This is a genomic window from Draconibacterium sp., from assembly GCF_041583095.1.
In the GTDB taxonomy this organism is placed as follows: domain Bacteria; phylum Bacteroidota; class Bacteroidia; order Bacteroidales; family Prolixibacteraceae; genus Draconibacterium.
This window is the reverse complement of record NZ_JBFHGM010000033.1, coordinates 1-20,119: the sequence shown is the minus strand read 5'-3', so window position 1 is coordinate 20,119 and position 20,119 is coordinate 1. Positions and strand designations below refer to the sequence as shown.

The window sequence follows — 20,119 nt, the reverse complement described above, 5'->3', positions numbered from 1 at the left end:
AATCTAAATTTTATATGGTTAACATTTTCAGGTTGTTACTACGCTGCAATTATAAACCGGTTTTTTAATTATAGTCCCAATCCGGCCTCGTGTAAAAACTGTTCAACCAGTCGGGATACAGCAAATTTAGAAATATCTTTTTTATTTACCCGAATTAGAGGCGACGGATTATTAAAATTGCCCTGAACTTCAAGATATATCAATTTTGCGTGAATAATCTGGTGACTCAAAACATGCTTTTTCTGCCCGCTTATATATTTAATATTAAGCTGCGATGATTTAAGCGGAAGATCTGCTTTTAACAGCTCCGAATCTGAAAGTGCTTTTTCGTGCTCCATCAGCGGTAACTGAAACAGGCTTTTCCAGATATCGTTACCCGATCTTTTATCCATCAAAATTGAATCGCCCATATCATAGATATAATAGTAAAAATAGCGGTGCCGCTGTTTCGTCTTTTTTTCTTTTACCGGAAGTTGGTTAACAAGGCCTTTTTTTAACGCAAAACAGGAATCAGCAAGCGGGCAGTTTTCGCATTTTGGCGATTTAGGCACACACTGCAAAGCGCCAAATTCCATAAGTGCCTGGTTGTGCATTCCCGGATCCTGTTCCTGAATCAGCTCTTCGGCCAACTGTTGAAACTCTTTTTTTCCTGCCGACGAGTCAATCGGAGTAACAATTCCGTAATATCTCGACAGTACCCTATATATATTGCCATCAACCGCAGGACAGGGCAGGTTGAAAGCAATGGATGCAATAGCTGCTGCTGTATATGGCCCAACTCCTTTTAAGGCTAAAATGCTTTTGTAATCGTTTGGGAAAGTTCCGTTGTATTGCGATGAAATAATTTTTGCCGAAGCATGCAGGTTGCGGGCACGCGAATAGTAACCCAATCCCTGCCAGAGTTTTAGCACCTCGTCTTCGTGGGCACTGGCCAGGTCATTTACAGTTGGATAGGCATCTACAAAGCGGTAAAAGTAGTTTTTGCCCTGCTCAACCCTTGTTTGCTGAAGTATAATTTCCGAGAGCCAAATCTTGTACGGATCACAGTCTTTTCGCCACGGTAAATCACGCTTATTTATATGGTACCAATTGTAAATGTTGGTATGAAAATTGTCCATTCTATGCTAACTGGTTAAAAATCTTACAGAAAAACAAAAATAATTTATTTGAAATGCTTTCCGGTTTTATAATATTTTTTATTTTTGCATCCTCGAATAAAAACGATTAATATATTGAAAATTAAATATTTTAAGAGATGACTAAGGCAGATATTGTAAATGAAATTTCGAAAGAAACGGGAATTGAAAAGGTAACTGTTCAGAAAACAGTGGAAGCTTTTATGGAAACTGTAAAAGATTCACTGGTTGATGGCAAAAATGTTTATTTAAGAGGTTTTGGTAGTTTTGTTGTTAAGAAAAGAGCAGAAAAAACTGCCCGTAATATTTCTAAAAACACAACCATTATCATTCCTGCTCACAATATTCCTTCGTTTAAACCAGCGAAAACATTTGTATCAGAAGTTAAAAATCAAGTAAAATCATAGAGTTATGCCAAGCGGTAAAAAGAGAAAAAGACACAAGATGGCCACTCATAAGCGCAAAAAAAGATTGCGTAAAAACAGGCACAAAAAGAAAAAATAAGATTTTAATGAATTAATTTCTTATAGTTAATGATTAAACCTAAAGCATGCTAATGCTTTAGGTTTAGTCTGTTATAACGATTAGTATTAACCAATAGAAGTAGATGATCAAAAGGTTGTGAGTAGCGATTTAATAATTGATGTAACTCCATCCGAAATTGTTATTGCCTTACAGGAAAAGAAGAAGCTTGCAGAACTATCAAGAGAGAGAAGCGGGGCAAAATTCGCTGTCGGAGACATATACCTCGGCAAAGTGAAAAAAATTATGCCCAGTTTAAATGCTGCTTTTATCGATGTAGGCTACAGTAAAGATGCTTTTTTACATTACCTCGACATGGGGCCACAATTCGCCACACTAAATAAGTTCCTGCGAATTGCCTCATCACGAAAAAACAAAATTTCTTCAATCTCAAGGATTCATTCCGAACCCGACATTAATAAAGAAGGTAAAGTAAACGAGCTGCTAAAAGTTGGTCAGAAAATTTTGGTTCAGGTAGCAAAAGAACCAATTAATACAAAAGGCCCGCGGTTAACATCCGAAATCTCCATTGCAGGGAGGAATTTAGTTTTAATGCCATTTAGCGACAAAATATCAGTGTCGCAAAAAATCAGATCAACCGAAGAAAAAAACAGGTTGAAAAAACTGATCCAGAGTATTAAACCCCGCAAATATGGAGTAATAATCCGCACTGTAGCAGAAGGAAAAAAAGTAGCAGAACTCGACAAAGAGCTTCGACGTTTGGTTGAAAAGTGGGAAACCACCTTTCAAAAGCTGAACAGAGCACAGGCTCCATCGCTGATAATCGGCGAGATTGACAGAACAACAGCCCTGTTGCGCGATATTTATCATCCCGACTTCAACAGCATTATTGTAAACGACCAATCGGTAGCGTCAGAAATTGCCGATTACATAGGTAGCATTCAGGCCGACAAAAGAAAGATAGTTAAATACTACAAAGGACGTCAGCCAATTTTCGAACACTACGGCATCGATAAACAAATTAAAGCCTCGTTCGGAAAAACCGTATCATTTAAAGATGGTGCCTATTTAATCGTAGAACACACCGAAGCGTTTCATGTTATTGATGTAAACAGCGGGAATCGCGCAAGGGCCGGGAACGACCAGGAAAAAAATGCACTGGAAGTAAACCTGGCAGCCTGCGACGAAATAGCAAGACAATTACGGTTGCGAGACATGGGAGGAATCATTGTAATTGATTTCATCGACATGCATGTCGCGGCCAATCGCCAGAAAGTGAACGATCACATGAAGGAGGTTATGGCCGACGACCGGACCAAGCACAACATTCTTCCACTAAGTAAGTTCTGCCTGATGCAAATTACCAGGCAAAGAGTTCGTCCGGAAGAAAAAGTTGAGACTGCCGAGAGCTGTCCAACTTGTAAAGGAAGTGGAAAAGTTGTGCCTACTGTGTTATTTGCCGACGATATCGACGGTAAAGTAAACTACGCGCTAAAGGAACTGAACAAGAAGAAACTAAATCTGAAAGTTCATCCTTATACAGCTGCTTATCTTACAAAAGGCTGGAAAAGCCGCCAAAATAAGTGGTTTTTCAAGTACCTGAAATGGGTAAGCGTTGAAGCTGTAAATTCATATTCCTATCTGGAATATCATTTTTTTGATGAGAATGAAGAAGAAATTATTTTATAAAAGGAAAGCCGTTCATTATTGAGCGGCTTTTTTTATTTTCGCAGTAAGCAAAGTAATTCTGATGGCGTTAAAAAAACTGGTCTATATTATTCTTTTTCTTTTTATTACAAGTTCCTCGAGTGCACTCGAAATAAAAGGTACGATCGATTTATCGGAGCAGTGGCAGCCCAAGGTTTTTCTGGCTTTGCTAAATACACCCAACGATATTTTTGTAGCGTCGCCCGATTTTATTATTGCCGAAACTTTTATAAATCCAGATGGCAGTTTTGAGATCAATACGCAGTCGGTACCCGATGACGAACGTTTTTACCGCCTTTATCTGGTGCAGGGCGATAATGCCTCGGTAGAGTTTAGTTCAACCCAAAACAGAAACTATTTTCATTTGCTGTTATACCGGCAGTCGGAAATTGAGCTGAGTGCCACAACCCGGAATAATTCACTGGAAGTAACAGCCTTAAATGGGAGCGATGATACAAAAGCCATTTTTGATTTTGATGAAAAGTTCCAGGAGCAAAGCAGCGAGTTAAGTGGTCAGTTGCCAAAAGCACAAAGTACCTTCCTGTCGCAGGAGTTGGAAACCTTTATCCATTCGGTAGTTGCTGATGCTGCTAATCCTTATGTTGGGCTTTATGCGCTGTATCACATCGAAGATAAGGAGACCGATTTTTTGCGGAACAGCGATTTCTATTTTAACTTTCAAAAGCGTTTGGAAGACGAACTTCCGGTAACACCATACACCGAAGCGTATTCAGCATTGTTGGATGAATTGATCGGCTTTCGTGAGTTCGTTTGTGAAATGCCGGGTGTGCAACCCAAATGGAAAGACTGGTTAATGCTAATTGAAGCGGTAATTATTCTGACTCTTATAATAGTTTTGATTGGATTGTACCGGCAATTAAAGAAAATGAGAAACCGGGAAAACGATCCGGCCAACAATCAGAAACCGCTTTATGAAGCCTTAACCCTAAAGCAACAGGAAATATTGGGACTTTTAGCCGACGGAAAGACCAATAAAGAAATTGCCCAGGAACTTTTCGTAGAATTGAGTACCGTAAAAACCCATATTAATAATATTTACAGGCAGTTGGGCGTGTCAACGCGTAAAGAAGCTGTCGACTTTCACAACTCTGTTAAAAGGCACGATTAGGGGGTCTAGACCCTATTTCAAACCCAGTCTATACTTCTTTTGTTAAACAGCATAAGGCGTTTTGTTGTTTTCTATCATAAATTTGTGCTATTCGTTAAAACACCATGGGTGTGATGAGCGATCAAAGTACAGAACACAATTTAGAAGGAATATCAAAGTTTATTTATAAAACTACAAAAAGGATGAAACGCATACTGTTTACGGTCTTTTTACTTACAACAGCTTTACTGGGCTTTTCACAAATTGTTGAGCCGGTAAAATGGAATTTTTCTCAAAACAAAATTTCTGACAACGAGTTTGAGTTGGTTTTTACCGCCACAATGGAAGATGGTTGGCACATGTATTCAACCGATTTGCCGGAGGGCGGTCCGATTAAAACCAGCTTTTATTTCGAGAATGTTGAAAATGCTGAATTAGTAGGAGAACCAACTCCGGATAAAGCCGTTACGGAAGAATTCGACAACTCCTTTCAGATGGATTTGCGTTGGTTTGAAGAGGAAGTAACTTTTACGCAGAAAGTAAAAGTATCAGGAACCGGAACTGTTGCAGGTTACGTGGAGTTTATGAGTTGTAACGACGAAACCTGTACGCCACCAATGGAAGCGGAATTTTTGTTTGAGTTAACCGGAGGAGCACAACAAACTGCAGCTGCCGAAACAACGGACGACAGCAGTAACAGAAACTACTGGAGTATTTTCTTCCTGGCATTTTTAGGCGGTTTTGCAGCTTTGTTAACGCCATGTGTTTTCCCGATGATACCAATGACGGTAAGCTTTTTTACCAAACAAAGTAAAACCAAAGCCAAAGGAATCCGCAACGGAATTTGGTATGGAATATCAATCATACTTATTTATGTAATTCTCGGAACAGTGGTAACTGCCGTGTTTGGTGCCGAGAGTTTGAACAGTCTTTCTACCAACCCGTGGTTTAACCTGTTTTTTGCCCTGTTGCTTTTTGTTTTTGCCTTCTCGTTTATGGGAGCTTTCGAAATTGTATTGCCCAGCAGCTGGGTAAATGCAGTGGATAAAAAGGCTGACAAAGGTGGTTTGCTGGGCATTTTCTTTATGGCCTTTGCTTTGGCGCTGGTTTCATTCTCGTGTACCGGTCCGATTGTTGGGGCACTAATTGTTGAAGCTGCCCGAAGTGGTGGTATGGCACCCGTGGTTGGAATGTTGGGTTTCTCGCTGGCACTGGCAATTCCGTTTGCCTTGTTTGCCGCTTTCCCGGGGTGGTTGAACTCGCTGCCAAAATCAGGTGGCTGGTTAAATTCGGTGAAAGTAGTGCTGGGTTTCCTTGAGTTCGCTTTTGCATTCAAATTCCTGTCGATTGCCGATATGGTTCTTGACCTGCACATTCTGGAGCGCGAAGTTTACATCGCCATTTGGATAGCCATTTTCTTAGGATTGGCGCTTTACCTGTGGGGGAAAATCAAACTGCCACACGATTCGCCAACTACACACTTGCCGGTATCACGCTTTGTGTTGGGAACCATGGTATTTGCTTTTGTAATTTATATGATCCCCGGATTGTGGGGGGCACCGGTGAAACTTATCAGTGGTTTCCCGCCGCCGGTTGACTATGCCGAATCGCCACTTGGTGTTGGACGTACGCAGCCTGCCGGGGCAATTGCTACCGGACATTCATCGGGAACGATGGCATCGGGAATGCACATTGGCCCGCACGGAATTCCTTTATTCGACGATTACGAAAAAGCCTTGGCGCATGCCCGCGAAACAGGAAAACCATTGTTAATCGATTTTACTGGAAAAGGTTGTACCAACTGCCGGAAAATGGAGGACAACGTTTGGGTAAAACAGGAAGTGAAGAACCTGTTCCTGGAAGATTATGTGGTGGTTTCGTTGTATGTTGATTTGAAAACAAAACTACCGGAAGAGGAACAATATGTTTCGGAAACAACCGGACGAAAAGTGAGGTCGGTAGGTAATAAATGGACCGATTTCCAGATATCGAGATTTAACAGAAATACACAGCCATACTATGTTGTATTGGACGAAAACGAAAATCAGATAGGAGTGGGATATAGTTATGACCCGGATCCGGATGATTTTATTGAGTGGCTAAACGAAGGATTAACAAAATTCAAAAAATAAAACAGATGAAGAAGCTAATTTTTGCACTGGGATTTATTGCCATTGCAGCCTTTGCTCAGGCGCAAATGATTGTGCCTGTAAAATGGGACGTTGAAATTAAACCCTTAAAAGGTGGTAATCAATATGAGATTGTTGCTACGGCAAAAATCGATATGGGTTTTAAGCTTTACGGGGTAAACATGGAAGATGGCGGCCCGGTAAAAACCTCGTTTAATTTCGAGACACTGGAGAACTGCAAGGATTTTGGGAAAGCCGTTGAGCTTACGCCATCGAATACCATGCACGACAAAATTTTTGATATGGAGGTAACTTATTTTAAAGACAAGGCGGTTCTTTCGCACAAAGTGTGGGTAACTGAAAAGCCTGCTAAAGTTGCCGGTTATATTCAATGGATGAGTTGCAACGACGAAATGTGCACTCCTCCAACCGATGAAGAATTTGAGTTTGTGATCGAGTAAAATCGCTCGCTATTCAGATAGTTGAAAGTAAAAACTGCACTAAAGCCGGGAACTTACGTTGCCGGCTTTTTTTATTTCTAAAAGTCTCTTAAAAACCAATAGCAACATCTGGTTTAAAACCCATTGACTCACCCTGATTGTGCCTTCGACACAATCGTCCCTCTCTTCTTGAAGAGAGGGAATGAGGGAGAGTTAACTGAAAGTTTGCATTACTGTCATCACTGTTGGTGATTTCTGGGAATCATGAATGTTTTTTGTGCCTTGGAGGCAGGGAAAATCTTTTTTCGTTAAGGGCTAAAGCCCGGAGTTTTTGTGGCGGTTGACTAACCCCGGCATTAATGCCGGGGTTAAGTATAATGGCGCTACTTTTGGGCTTTAGCCCTCAAAATTTAAAGAAAAAACCAGCCGGGCAAGCATTAAACTAAAGTTTACGAGCCAAATTCTTCCCGGCGTTTATACAAAAGTTTAAGCGTCAAAATCTTTCCGGCCAGCGTTTAAAAGTAAGTTTAAAGGCTAAAAACTTGCTGCGCAAGGTTTAAACTAAAGTTTAACGCATGAAATCTTTCTGGCTGGCATTTAAACAGACTTTTAAGCCGCGAAAATGGTTTTTGCTTTAAACTTTTAATCAGAGTAGTAATTCAAAAATAGTCCATAATTTACGGGAATTACCTACAGGGAAGCAAGTAAAGTATATTAACAGTATTTCATTTGAATCGTTACAATAAAAGGCGCATAAAACCAAAGTGCTCTGACCAACTTATTGATTGCGCCTTTTATTTATTTCCGTATCTACCCCGGGTTTCACCCACGGTTATTAATATTCAATCCCTTCGGGATAGTGATACGATTTGTAGGTTAAGACGAATTCTTACTACTATTTTAGAATAAGCTTTGTGCCGCCGAAAGCGGCGAATATGAATAACCCGGTGCACAGCACCGGGGATAAACGACCGAAGAGAAATCGTCCGGCGAAGTAAGCTGATCGAAGCCAGGTGGTTCTTCCGGACGAAATTCAAACGGCAACACTCATAAAAAGATGGGGACTATTTATAAAAAAGTCCATGATTCAAAAAACCATGGACTTTCTTTTATCGTTGAAATGACTTATTTATTCTGCCTTTTTTGGTAGAAATACTACATCTACAACATCAGCATCGGAGTAAAATGTTTTAGCAAATTTCTGAATTTGTGCTGTTGTTAATCCATCCAGAATTGCATCGAAGTTTTCTTCAGCATCAGGATTAAATCCATGGTAGTATTTGTTATAAAGCGCATTCATCCAGTAGCCATTATGCTCTTTGGCTTGTGCACGCTCTTTTTTCAGGTTCAGAATAACCTTGTCCAAGTCTTCCTGAGTAGGGCCGTCAGCAACGATCTTTTCTATTTCGCGGAAGATGATCGATTTCAGATGATCAGCTTTTTCAGGATCAGTATCAAAACTGATTTGCAAAGTTTTCCGCTCGTATGGGTATTGATTCGATGATGAACCAACACCAACACCATAAGTTCCGCCTTCTTTTTCACGTACTTCTTCGGTGTAACGCAATTGCAGGATAGCCTTTAAAACGTCCAGTTCAACATTGCTTACGGGTGAATAGCCTAACTCTTTACGGATAAGAATATAAACCGTTCCTTTTTCAGTTTGTAAGGGTACTTCAATTTTCTTTTCGGTGATGCCATCCGGCATTCTAACTTTGTGGTCAACCCACTTTTCTTCGCCCGGAAGATCTTTTAACGACCCAATGTATTTAACGGCCATTTCCTTAGCCACTTCTTCGTCGATGTTTCCAACAATAAAAAAGGTGAAGTCTCCAACGTCTTTAAAACGGTCCTGGTACAGCTCTTCCATTTGTGCAAAAGTGATTTCATCAAACATGGTTGCCGACATCAGTTTTGTGCGCTCGTTATAACCGGTTGCGATTAACGACATCGAATCGCTCATAATCTTCTGCGGATTATTGGCCATGTTTTGCAAATAGGCAACGTAGCGGCTTTTTAACGCTTCGTAAGCTTCTTCATCAAAACGAGGATTATTGAATTGCAGGTAAAGCAACTGCATCATTGTTTCAAAATCCTTTGGCGTACTGCCGCCATTAAATCCTTCGGTAAGATCGCCCAGATTGGTTGCCACAGAGGCGGTTTTCCCGGTTAGTACTTTGCGAAGGGCAATGGCGTCGAAATCGCCAACACCAAACGAGCCGATGAACTGAGGAAGCATAGTGGCAGCCTGAAGATCGTCGGTACCCAGCAATGAGTTTCCTCCCGGGCTGTAAGCACGCAGTGATACTTCATCTTTTTCGTAGTCGGCATGTTTAAACACCACTGTGGCATTATTGCTTAGTTTCCATTCTACGGCGTCAAGGTCTTCCAGTTTTTTTGTTGAAACAACTTCAGCACCCGGTAATTCGCCTTCAACCAACGATGCGGCTTCAGCCGTATCTTCATACGGTTCGATAGTCGAATTTTCAACCTCGGCCAAAATCGCAAAAGCTTCGTCCCGGGTAAGGTGTTTTACGTCGCTGTTTGGCCCCGTGATTACGATTACACGGTTTTTGTCAACGAACATATCGGTGGCCATTTTGTTTACATCGGCCAGCGTGATGGTTTCCATAATTGCCTGACCAAATTGCCAGTCGAATTCGGCGTCGGTAAGCGGTTCGCCTTCCAGGAAGTAGTTTTGAATGCCGCTTACATATTGATCGTTACTTATTTTGTCGCGTTGTTTGTAGGCACTTTCCATCGAGGTAAGCAGGTTTACTTTGGCTCGGTTCAGTTCGCCTTCGGTAAAACCATGACGAACGATACGTTGCGCTTCGGTATAAATCGCTTTCAGGCCTTCATCTTCTTTGTTGGGATTGGCTGTGGCCGAAATAAATGCTGCATCGTAGCCTCTCACAAAACCTCCAACCTGAACACCTCCTGAAATAAAAGGAGGATTTCCTTTTTGAAGCAGCTCCGAAATACGTTCACCGCTCATTTGATTCAGCAGAGTCACAATATAATCTTCGCGCAGGTAACCAATGTTTTTGTCTTCGCGCGGGGTTGCTTTGTGTTTAATATAGATTGAAATGCTTGAATTTGTAGCTTCTTCGTCGGTTGCCAAAACAAACTTTGTTTCGTCGTGCTCCGGAATTTCAAATTGCGGGCGTGGTTGTGGATTTTCAACAGCCGGTATTTTCGAGAACAGCTCTTTAACTTTTGCCTCAACCTGGTCAACGTCGATATCGCCAACAATGGCAATCGCCTGCAAATCGGTACGGTACCAGTCGTGGTAAAAACTGCGTAAAGTTTCGGGCTCGAAATTTTTAATAATGTCGAGGTCGCCAATTATATCGCGCTCGGCCCATTTCGAACCTTCAAAAACCACCGGAAACCACTGGCTGCGCATTCTAAAACTTGCATTACGTCGTGTTCTCCACTCTTCGGAAATAACACCGCGTTCCAAATCAATTTCTTCTTCGGTTAGCAACAGGTAATTCGACCAGTCGTTAAGTACCAAAAGGCACGAATCAATAAGTCCTTCGCGGGTAGCAGGTACATCGCTCAGGTTGTATACCGTTTCGTTAAAAGCGGTGTATGCGTTGATATTTCGACCAAAAGCCACACCGTTTTTTTCCAGGTAATCCAGAAAACCTTTTCCCGGATAATGCTCGGTGCCGTTAAAGGCCATATGTTCGAGAAAGTGCGCCAGGCCGTTTTGATTATCGTTTTCGAGCAGGGCACCAACATTTTGTATCATGTAAAAACTTACCCGTTCTTTTGGCTCTTCGTTATGACGGATAAAATAAGTCATCCCGTTTTCCAGTTTTCCTGTTTTAATGGCGGGATCAACCGGAACTGCTTGTTTCAGCATGTCTTGTGCCGACACAAAAACCGGGGCAACGAATAAAAATGCCAGCATCGATAAAACAAATTTTTTCATATTTTCTTATTTGTAGTTCGCTATTGAACTGTGTTTGATTTTAAGTATTACTCTGTGAGTATAGTATTAACAAGTGAAATTACAGAAAGGATGAAAATAGTAATTAATTTTTTGTTTTTGTAATTTTAGAGGATATAACCGGCGACGCCGATGAATGGAACGAACGCCGAATTTAAACAAGAGCGAAATGGGAAACGAGAAACTTATATTTTGGAACGTTGACACGCAGGTGGATTTTGTGGAACCTGAAGGTAAATTATATGTAGAAGGGGCCGAAAAGATAAAACCGCTGTGGCAAAAAATCACTGCTTTTGCAAAGCAGAAAAATATACGGGTGGTAAATACGGCCGATTATCATTATCCTGAATCGGATGAACTTTCTGATGATCCGGACTTTGTAAATACCTTCCCTCAGCATTGTATGGCCAACACTCCGGGAGCGGAATACGTTAACGAAACGCAACCTGAAAATGCAGTAGAGTTTGACTGGGATAAAGACGATGATACCTTCGATGCAGTTGAATCAGCACGAAATATAGTCATCCGAAAAGATGCTTTTGATGTGTTTGTCGGAAATCCTTATACCGATAATATTCTTCAAATTCTGTCACCTGAAACTGTTGTGGTTTATGGTGTAACCACCAATGTTTGTGTAAACGATGCAGTTGTTGGCCTGTCGAAAAGGGTAAAGCGTGTTATCGTTTTACAGGACGCGATAAAGGAACTACCCAACATTCCTTTGCCTTTTGAGGAGTGGGAAAAACTGGGCGTTGAAATGATGGCCTTTGAAAATTTGGAAAGTGTGATTTAAAACGAACGCAGATAACGCGGTTTTAGCTGATGGCACTGATGTTTTCGATCTGCGAAAATCTGCGATATCTGCGTGCAAAATTAGATCGTGAGCTTTTAAGCGCTAAGCGGTTCAAAACCCATAGCAAGAAGTGTTTTTCGAAATGGCATAAAAAAAGAGCCGCTTTTTGAAAAAACGGCTCTTTAACAGTCAATTAAAACTGCGTACAATATTTTTATTTCTTACAGTCTTTACAAGCGTGGTAAATACCGTCGAACATTTCTTTTACATCAGAAGCGGCTACTGCCGAGAAGGCAACACGTAATACGTTACCAAGGGCAATTAATCCGATTCCGTATTTTTTTATCAGCAACTGGCGAACTTCATCTCCAACCAAACCTTGTGTCAACTGAACACACATAAAGTAGCCCGAGTTGTATGGAATAGCTTCAAAACATTCTTTGTATTTTTCATCGCTTAAAGCTTCTTTTACCGCATCGTAACGTTTTTGCATAATGTGGTATTTCGCTTCTTTTTGCTGTGCATATTCTTCACTTTCGAAAGCTGAAAGCAGCAACGATTGTGAAATATTGGCTGCATTCGAAATGTTTCCACGGATAGCACCGGCAGTTTTGGCTTCCAATGCGCTGTATAATTCAGCATCTCCACCTTTAATTCCGTAAGTGATAAATCCAACACGGAATCCCCAAACATAGTCTTCTTTTGTAGCGCCATCAACTTTTACAGCCAACACATTTTCGTGTAACTGGCTTAATGGCGAGAAAATACTTTCGGTAGCAATTCCTTCCTCGTAAACCAATCCGAAGTATGCATCGTCGGTAATGGTAACGATTTTGTTGCCGGCCTCAGCAGCTTTTTTTATGATGTCCACAATGGCATCCTGCTCTTCAACAGTTGGTGTATAACCTGATGGGTTATTCGGAAAATTCAGAATAACGATTTTTTTACCGATTCCGCCTTCGTTCAATTTGGCCTCAAACGATTCAAGGTCAAAACCTCCATCTTTAAAAAGGTTGAATTTGCCCAACGAACAACCGTAAGCATTGGTAAGTGTCAGGTTGTAGTTTCCCCAGAAAAGATCGGGAACAATAATTTCATCCTGAGCATCGGCAAACATATAACCTGCCATGCTGATACCATGCGTAAGTGCATTGGTAACTACCGGCAAACTCAGTTCAACGCCGGCTAGTGACGGGTTTTTCTCGTAGATCATGCTCTTCCATTTTGCCCTGATATCAGGACGACCAAAACTTGGGGCATAAGGAAATACCAGCGATGGATCCATATTGATCTTTGAAGCCACAGCTTCCAGTCGCATAGGTGTTCCGTCATCCTCAATTGCGGCTCCAATGGTTGCATTAATCTTTGTTCCTTTAGCTTCAGCGGTTTGTCCCAGAATTCCTTTTTTAGGGAAGAAAATATTCTTGCCTCTTTCAGAAAGCAGTTCAAAAACGGGTGTGCTTTTTGCTTGAATTACGCTGTTAAGTTCAGCAGCCTGTGGATTCATAATCAATAATATTTGTCTGTTATAATTTTGGTGCAAGATAGGAAAACCCTTAATGAAAAGCGAAGTTTTTTTAACAAGTCAAATTCATTTTTGATAAATAGCTAACATATTGAAAGTACAGGCTTGAGGAATGTTTGGGATATGCCGAAAAAAGTAGCTTCAATCTATACCGAACGTACGGCTCCAACTACAATAAAAAAGCCAAGTAAAGCCACCAAACCGGCCAGTACCGTGAATAAACGATATTGTTTTTTATTTAGCCAGTCGAGTACCAAAGCTACCAGTGCCAATACTGCCGAACCAATAAAACTGAGGTATGCCGGCAAAAGCTGTGCTTCAATGGGCGCTTCATTAATAATTTCGTCGTTTAATTCTTCGTGCATTATCTCTTCGGGAGTTAAAAACTGTCCGGGTGCAAGGTAGTCGCCCAGAAAAACATATACCGAAAACAAGCCCAAAGCAATAAACGCTGCAAGGCCAACTAAACGGAACGCTTTTTTGTTTTCAACCCAGCCGTAAATTATGCCAAACAAGGCGGCGAAAACGATCCACTGAGGAAAGGTGTAAAGAAATACTTCTGTCATTGATTATTAAATTACCGGAAACAAAGGTTAAAATTTTTCTTAAATGTAAAAAGCGTTTCGTGCTTACAAGTTGTAAAACCTTATTTTCGCCTGAAATAATTGAAAAACAATGCAAAAATTAGAAATAGATCCGAAAGCCAAAGGTTTAATATTTGATTTAGACGGCACACTGGCCGATACTATGCCTGTACATTTTGTTGCTTACCAGAAGATCCTTAAAAAGTATGGTATTGATTATTCAGCAAAAATGTTTTTGGCACTGGCAGGTGTTCCGGTGGTGGAAACCATTGTTAAAATTAACGAGGTTTATGGTTCTTCGCTCGATCCTGAGGAAGTGGGGAATGAAAAGGAGGCAGAATACGAACGTATGATGGACAAAATTAAACCAATTGATCCGGTGATCGATCTGGTAAAACAATACCACAGAAAGTTACCAATTGCTGTTGGAACCGGCGGTTATACCCGTCTCTCCTGGAAAACGATTGAGATTATTGGCTTAAAAGATTATATCGAAATACTGGTTTCTGCCAACGATGTGCAAAACCCAAAACCGCACCCTGAGACTTTTTTACGATGCGCCGAACAGATGGGCGTAAAACCCGAAAACTGCCAGGTTTTTGAGGACGGTGAGCCGGGAATGAAAGCCGCGCGTGCCGCCGGAATGATGGCCACACTGGTAACCGATTATTATGATGTTTTTAAAGCATAACATCTAGGGATTGATCTGAAGTAATTAACCTTCAGTCAGATTAATTGTGTTCAAAAAATCGGGAGATAGAATATGCAGGTCGTTTATTTACGACTAAATTTGGAGGGAATAATACTTAAAAAGTCGAATGGATTTTAACGTAGTATCAGATTATAAACCTACCGGAGATCAGCCCGAGGCGATAAAACAACTTGTTGAAGGAATAGAGAACGGAGAGCGTTTTCAAACCCTGCTTGGGGTAACCGGCTCGGGAAAGACCTTTACAATGGCCAATGTTATAAATGAGGTGCAGCGCCCTACTTTGTTGCTGAGCCATAATAAAACGCTGGCGGCCCAGTTATACAGCGAAATGAAACAGTTTTTCCCCAATAATGCTGTGGAGTATTTTGTTTCGTACTACGACTATTACCAGCCCGAAGCCTATTTGCCAACCACTGATACTTATATTGAAAAAGACCTTTCGATTAATGAGGATATTGAAAAACTTAGATTAAGTGCAACCTCAGCTTTGCTATCGGGGCGGCGCGATGTAGTGGTGGTTTCATCGGTTTCGTGTTTATACGGAATTGGAAACCCTGAGGATTTTCATGCCAACGTAACAAAGGTGAAAGTTGGCGACGAAGTTTCGCGAAATGCCTTGTTGTACAATTTTGTTGAAGCGTTGTATAGCCGAAGCGAAGTGGAATTTAAACGGGGAAATTTCAGGGTTAAAGGCGATACCGTTGATATTTTTCCCGCTTATGCAGATATGGCTTACCGCATAACTTTTTGGGGCGATGAGATTGAAGAACTGGAAAGTTTTGATCCAGAAGACGGACTTACAATCGAAACGCTGGATGAGATTGTAATTTACCCGGCCAATATTTTTGTTACCACAAAAGACCGTATGAAATCGGCCATTCATCAAATTCAGGATGATTTGGTAAAGCAGGTAGCGTTTTTTAAAGAAATTGGAAAGCCACTGGAAGCAAAACGTATTTTAGAGCGTACCGAATACGACATGGAAATGATGCGTGAATTAGGGTATTGCCCGGGAGTAGAAAACTATTCACGTTATTTCGACGGGCGAGCACCAGGAACCAGACCTTTCTGTTTGATGGATTATTTCCCCAATGATTTTCTGGTGGTAATTGACGAAAGCCACGTTACCATTCCGCAAATACGTGCTATGTATGGCGGCGATAATTCAAGAAAAACAAATCTTGTGGAATACGGATTTCGTTTGCCTGCTGCCATTGATAACCGCCCGCTGAAATTTGAAGAATTTGAGCAGCTGGTCAATCAGGTGGTGTATGTAAGTGCTACGCCTGCCGACTATGAGCTGGCCAAATGCGAAGGTGTTGTGGTTGAGCAGATCATTCGCCCTACCGGTCTATTGGATCCGATAATCGATGTGCGGCCAAGCACCAATCAGATTGATGATTTGCTGCACGAAATTCATCTTCGGATTGATAAAAACGAGCGGGTCTTGGTTACCACCCTCACCAAAAGGATGGCCGAAGAACTATCGAAATACCTGGTGAATATGGGCGTAAAAACCCGATACATTCACTCCGATGTGGATACCATGGAACGCATTGAAATAATGGAGCAATTGCGGAAAGGAGAGTTTGATGTGCTGGTGGGGATTAACCTTTTGCGCGAAGGTTTGGATTTGCCGGAAGTGTCGTTGGTTGCAATTTTGGATGCCGACAAAGAAGGATTTTTACGCTCTGAAAGATCGCTGACACAGACCGCAGGACGTGCAGCGCGTAACCTGAACGGCATGGTAATTATGTATGCAGACAAGATTACTGCTTCCATGCAAAAGACCATCGACTCGACCAATTACCGCCGCGAAAAACAGTTGAAGTACAACGAAGAAAACAATATTGTTCCAAAAGCAATTGTAAAACCAACCCGCGAAATTATTGGTTACCAATACCGGAGCGACAAAACTCAGGAATACGAAGGCGGAATGGGACAGCCTGATATTGCTGCCGACCCTGTTGTTCAGTATATGAGTGTTGAAGGGCTGGAAAAAGCGGTTGAGAAAACGAAAAAGCAAATGCAGGCATCAGCAAAGGATCTTGATTTTATTGAAGCAGCCCGTTTGCGCGACGAGATGTTTGCATTGCAGGCCTTGATTCAGGAACGTAAGCAGGGAAAGAAGAAATAGACAGGGTTAAGCTAATTTAACGCGACGAAAAAGTGATCCGGGGCCGCATAAATAGTCTGTTCTTTAAAAAAGTGTATTTTTGCCGCAAAATTGTGATAAATGGAGTTTTCATTTTCAAAATTGATAAGTGACGTTAAGCTGATCCTTGTAAATCCGAATGGGTTTTGGGTGGAGCAAAAAGAAACGGCCGACAGTAAACAACTTTGGCTGACTTACCTGTTGCCAATAGCATTGGCAGGGGCAGTTTCTGTTTTTATTGGCGAGTTTTTTAAACGCACCGACTTTTTTATTCAGTTCCCCTTGTTAAAGGCAGCGCGCGAAATTTTACTTTTTGTTTTGCAATACTTTATCAGTGTGTTTTTTACCAAAGAGCTGATGAAGACTTTCGGAGGAGAAAAGAATGTTGATCTGGCACGTAAACTGGTTGTCTATTCCATGACACCGATGCTTTTGGTTTCGGTAATTACCGGTCTGTTCCCGTTTTTATACGTGGTTGATATTTTTGGAATTTACAGCTTTTACCTGTTTTGGATTGGAGCAAAAGAGTTGCTAACTTTCCCTGAAAATAAGGAACAGAGCTACATAATAATCACAATTGTGGTTAACTTCTTTATATTTAGTTTTTTAAGTGTTTTCTTGTCGAAAGTGCTACTGATTTTTTAATTTAATCACCGGAAATATGTCACATAAGCCACAACAAAATATTAGCATAAAGAACCGTAAAGCCTCGTTTAATTATGAGCTTATCGAGCGTTTTGTGGCCGGACTTAAGTTGGTTGGAACCGAGATTAAATCTATTCGCAACGGGAAAGTTAATCTCACCGATGCCTACTGTACGCTTATCCGGGGCGAAATGTATGTGATTAATCTGCATATTGCCGAATACGAGCTGGGTACCATCAATAATCACATTGCCAAGCGCGACAGGAAATTGTTACTCAATAAAAAGGAAATTGAAAAGCTCGATAAAAAGGTAAAAGAATCGGGACTTACCATTGTTCCTACAAAACTGTTTGTTAACGACCGTGGCCTGGCAAAACTCGAAATTGCACTGGCTCGTGGTAAAAAAACATACGATAAGCGCGAAACATTAAAAAGCAAAGATGCCAAACGCGATATCGACCGTGCTATGAAGTTTTAGCAGGCTCAAGGCAAAAGTGTAAAGTTGAGCGTAGCAAAATCCCGGCCGTAGCGTCGGGAGCTAAAGTTGAGAAGAGCAGTTACAAGTTACAGGTATTCAGCTGCGAGCGACTAGCTACTAGTATCATCCAGTATCCAGCATCCAAACAATTTATCAGTTTGTCAATCTTTTATTCAGAGAAGTAAACGACAGAGATTCACGGAGAAGTTAGGGAGTTGCACCGAAAATCGAGAATCCAGGATCAAGTATTCAGCTGCGAGCCACTAGCCACTAGCTACGAGTGTGTGAAATCAAGTATCGTTGACTATCCAATATCCAGCATCACTCCTTCAATCCCTCAGTTCCTCAATCCTTCAGCCTTTCAATCCTAAACGCTCTCCAAATTCTCAAATGGAATAATCATATCGCCTTTGTATTTTAACAGCAGGTTGGCAACGGCCATGGTGTCTTTTTCGCAGTATTTTACAATGCGGTCAATATCTTTTTCTTCCCAGTAAACTTTAGCAACCTGACTGCCGTCGATGTCGTCTTTTGGTGTTGGAATATTAAAAAGCTCGCACAACAGCGATAAAGAAGTGTAATGTTTGTAATCGCCAAATTTCCAGAGTTGCAGGGTGTCGATCAAAATATCTTTTACTTCCCAGGGTTTGGCGCCGGCAATATCCAGTACTTTCGGAAGCGTTAAATTATTTACCAAAGCTCTTCTTGAAATGTATGGGAAATCAAATTCCTGACCGTTGTGCGCACAAAGTCGGCGTTTACCTGCACGTGCAAAACTATCAAGCGCATTAAAGAAATTCTGGATCAGCTTTTTCTCGTCCTCATCATAAAACGATTTCACACGAAAATAAGGTTCCCCTTTTTTCTGAACAACGTAACCGGCCGAAATGCAGGCGATTTTACCAAACTCGGCATAAATTCCGGCACGCTCGTATAACTCGTGCGGTAACTTGCCATCGTTAATCTGGAACTGCATTTTGCGCTCCCAAAGTTGTTGCCATTTTTCGTTTAGCACGGTATATTCCGGTGCCAGCGGTACTGTCTCGATGTCGAGAAAAAGAATTTCTTCGATGTTTAAGTTTTTAAGCATCAGTTTTTGTTTAAAGTTTGCAGTATGTGGTTGGTTAAAATCTCGATGGCAATTTTGTTCTTGCCACCCTGTGGTACAATAATATCGGCATAACGTTTTGTTGGTTCTATAAACTGAATATGACTTGGGCGAACCGTTTTTTTGTAGCGTTTAAGCACCTGTTCCACGTCTCTGCCGCGCTCTTGTATATCGCGTTGTATTACGCGTGCCAGCCGAACATCCGAGTCGCAATCAACATATACTTTTATATCCATTAAGTCGCGCAACTCAGCATTTGTAAGACACAAAATTCCTTCAATTATCAACACTTGCTTGGGCTCAACAATATTTGTTTCTTCTTGTCGGGTGCAGCTGATAAACGAATATACGGGCTCTTCAATCGGTAACCCTTGTTTTAGCTTTTTTACATGATCGATCATTAAATCGAACTCAATCGAATCGGGGTGGTCGAAGTTTTTCTGCCGGCGTTCTTCCAGCGAAAGATCGCTGTTGTCGTAGTAATACGAGTCGTGCGAAAGTATAGCTACTTCGTTATCGCAGAACTTCTCGCTAATTTTTTTTACAACCGTGGTTTTACCCGATCCGGTGCCGCCTGCAATGCCAATTACCAGCATACTGTCCAATTTAATTGTTAAATGATAATTGAAGATTAAAATTAAACGCTAAGAAAACACTATTTTCGCAGCCATAAAAGTACAAGTTACAAAAAATAGACAGCAATGATTAATCACGTCGTTCTTTTTAAATTGAAGGATTATCCGGCCGAAGAAAAAACGGAAGTAATTGCCGAACTAAAAGCAATGCTATTGGGTTTAAAAGATAAAATTGCCGAATTAAAGCATATTGAAGTTGGCGAAAATTACGAGTTAGACTCGAAAAGTTACGATTTGGCCTTGATTTCGCATTTCGAAAGTGTTGAAGATCTGGATGTATATCGTGTGCATCCCGAGCATTTAAAAGTGGTAAAACGTGTTGGCGAAACCACAGAGGCACGTGCTGCTGTTGACTTCAACTTTTAATTTATTATAGTATTTCACTAGTGTCCCATTAAAATTGGGACGTTAATAATTAAACAAATTTGGCTCATTAAGCCTAAAACGTTCTTTGTCATTTTGAAATTTAGTTCTCTCAAAGAGGTCTCGAAGATGAGTTTTATCGGTCAATGATATACTC

Annotated in this window: 17 protein-coding genes; 11 read left to right on the top strand and 6 right to left on the bottom strand. The window is 41.1% G+C overall.

What is annotated here, in order from left to right; translation table 11 throughout:
* Positions 1-68: 68 nt before the first annotated feature.
* Positions 69-1,118 carry an A/G-specific adenine glycosylase gene (mutY, locus tag ABZB17_RS05160; protein ID WP_372648407.1) on the bottom strand — a complete coding sequence of 350 codons (1,050 nt, stop codon included), beginning with the start codon at positions 1,116-1,118 and terminating at the stop codon, positions 69-71.
* Between the two features lie 137 nt (positions 1,119-1,255).
* Here mutY and ABZB17_RS05155 point away from each other — a divergent pair, with 137 nt between their 5' ends.
* The 5 genes from ABZB17_RS05155 to ABZB17_RS05135 all read left to right on the top strand — a co-directional run bounded on the left by ABZB17_RS05155 (position 1,256) and on the right by ABZB17_RS05135 (position 7,024).
* A complete protein-coding gene (locus tag ABZB17_RS05155; RefSeq protein WP_045032691.1) occupies positions 1,256-1,543 on the top strand; it encodes an HU family DNA-binding protein in 288 nt (95 codons plus the stop codon).
* A gap of 214 nt (positions 1,544-1,757) precedes the next feature.
* Entirely contained in the window at positions 1,758-3,308 is a 1,551-nt protein-coding gene (locus tag ABZB17_RS05150; RefSeq protein WP_045032692.1) for an Rne/Rng family ribonuclease, read from the top strand.
* A 61-nt stretch (positions 3,309-3,369) separates the two neighbouring features.
* A complete protein-coding gene (locus ABZB17_RS05145) occupies positions 3,370-4,455 on the top strand; it encodes a LuxR C-terminal-related transcriptional regulator (RefSeq protein ID WP_372648406.1) in 1,086 nt (361 codons plus the stop codon).
* 182 nt (positions 4,456-4,637) lie between these two features.
* Positions 4,638-6,566, top strand: a complete 1,929-nt coding sequence (locus tag ABZB17_RS05140; RefSeq protein ID WP_372648405.1) for a cytochrome c biogenesis protein CcdA — start codon at positions 4,638-4,640, stop codon at positions 6,564-6,566.
* 5 nt (positions 6,567-6,571) lie between these two features.
* Positions 6,572-7,024: a protein-disulfide reductase DsbD domain-containing protein gene (locus ABZB17_RS05135; protein ID WP_372648404.1), complete on the top strand. Its 453-nt coding sequence runs from the start codon at positions 6,572-6,574 to the stop codon at positions 7,022-7,024.
* Positions 7,025-8,132: 1,108 nt separating this feature from the next.
* Here ABZB17_RS05135 and ABZB17_RS05130 read toward each other — a convergent pair.
* Positions 8,133-10,946, bottom strand: a complete 2,814-nt coding sequence (locus ABZB17_RS05130; RefSeq protein WP_372648403.1) for a M16 family metallopeptidase — start codon at positions 10,944-10,946, stop codon at positions 8,133-8,135.
* A 187-nt stretch (positions 10,947-11,133) separates the two neighbouring features.
* Between ABZB17_RS05130 and ABZB17_RS05125 the strand changes: the two genes are divergently transcribed.
* On the top strand, positions 11,134-11,757 hold the full coding sequence (locus ABZB17_RS05125) for a cysteine hydrolase family protein (protein WP_372648402.1): 624 nt from the start codon (positions 11,134-11,136) through the stop codon (positions 11,755-11,757).
* A 214-nt stretch (positions 11,758-11,971) separates the two neighbouring features.
* On the opposite strand, the gene ABZB17_RS05120 is transcribed toward ABZB17_RS05125, so the two are convergent.
* The gene (locus ABZB17_RS05120) at positions 11,972-13,264 is read right to left on the bottom strand and encodes an aminotransferase class I/II-fold pyridoxal phosphate-dependent enzyme (protein ID WP_372648401.1); all 1,293 of its coding nucleotides are present in this window, start codon (positions 13,262-13,264) and stop codon (positions 11,972-11,974) included.
* A gap of 164 nt (positions 13,265-13,428) precedes the next feature.
* Entirely contained in the window at positions 13,429-13,848 is a 420-nt protein-coding gene (locus tag ABZB17_RS05115) for a hypothetical protein (protein WP_372648400.1), read from the bottom strand.
* A gap of 109 nt (positions 13,849-13,957) precedes the next feature.
* On the opposite strand from ABZB17_RS05115, the gene ABZB17_RS05110 reads away from it, so the two are divergent.
* From ABZB17_RS05110 to smpB, 4 genes are all read left to right on the top strand, one after another.
* Positions 13,958-14,557 (top strand): HAD family hydrolase, encoded by a 600-nt coding sequence (locus ABZB17_RS05110; RefSeq protein ID WP_372648399.1) that lies wholly within the window; start codon positions 13,958-13,960, stop codon positions 14,555-14,557.
* A 127-nt stretch (positions 14,558-14,684) separates the two neighbouring features.
* The gene (gene uvrB / locus ABZB17_RS05105) at positions 14,685-16,715 is read left to right on the top strand and encodes an excinuclease ABC subunit UvrB (protein ID WP_372648398.1); all 2,031 of its coding nucleotides are present in this window, start codon (positions 14,685-14,687) and stop codon (positions 16,713-16,715) included.
* Between the two features lie 99 nt (positions 16,716-16,814).
* On the top strand, positions 16,815-17,378 hold the full coding sequence (locus ABZB17_RS05100) for a Yip1 family protein (RefSeq protein ID WP_372648397.1): 564 nt from the start codon (positions 16,815-16,817) through the stop codon (positions 17,376-17,378).
* A gap of 16 nt (positions 17,379-17,394) precedes the next feature.
* The gene (gene smpB / locus ABZB17_RS05095; RefSeq protein ID WP_319226585.1) at positions 17,395-17,856 is read left to right on the top strand and encodes an SsrA-binding protein SmpB; all 462 of its coding nucleotides are present in this window, start codon (positions 17,395-17,397) and stop codon (positions 17,854-17,856) included.
* Between the two features lie 367 nt (positions 17,857-18,223).
* Here the strand turns inward: smpB and ABZB17_RS05090 are convergent, their stop codons facing one another.
* On the bottom strand, positions 18,224-18,946 hold the full coding sequence (locus ABZB17_RS05090) for a 3'-5' exonuclease (RefSeq protein ID WP_045032708.1): 723 nt from the start codon (positions 18,944-18,946) through the stop codon (positions 18,224-18,226).
* The gene (gene udk, locus ABZB17_RS05085) at positions 18,946-19,560 is read right to left on the bottom strand and encodes a uridine kinase (RefSeq protein WP_372648396.1); all 615 of its coding nucleotides are present in this window, start codon (positions 19,558-19,560) and stop codon (positions 18,946-18,948) included. Before udk ends, ABZB17_RS05090 begins: the two co-directional genes overlap by 1 nt.
* Positions 19,561-19,665: 105 nt before the next feature.
* On the opposite strand from udk, the gene ABZB17_RS05080 reads away from it, so the two are divergent.
* Entirely contained in the window at positions 19,666-19,965 is a 300-nt protein-coding gene (locus tag ABZB17_RS05080; protein WP_045032712.1) for a Dabb family protein, read from the top strand.
* Positions 19,966-20,119 lie beyond the last annotated feature (154 nt).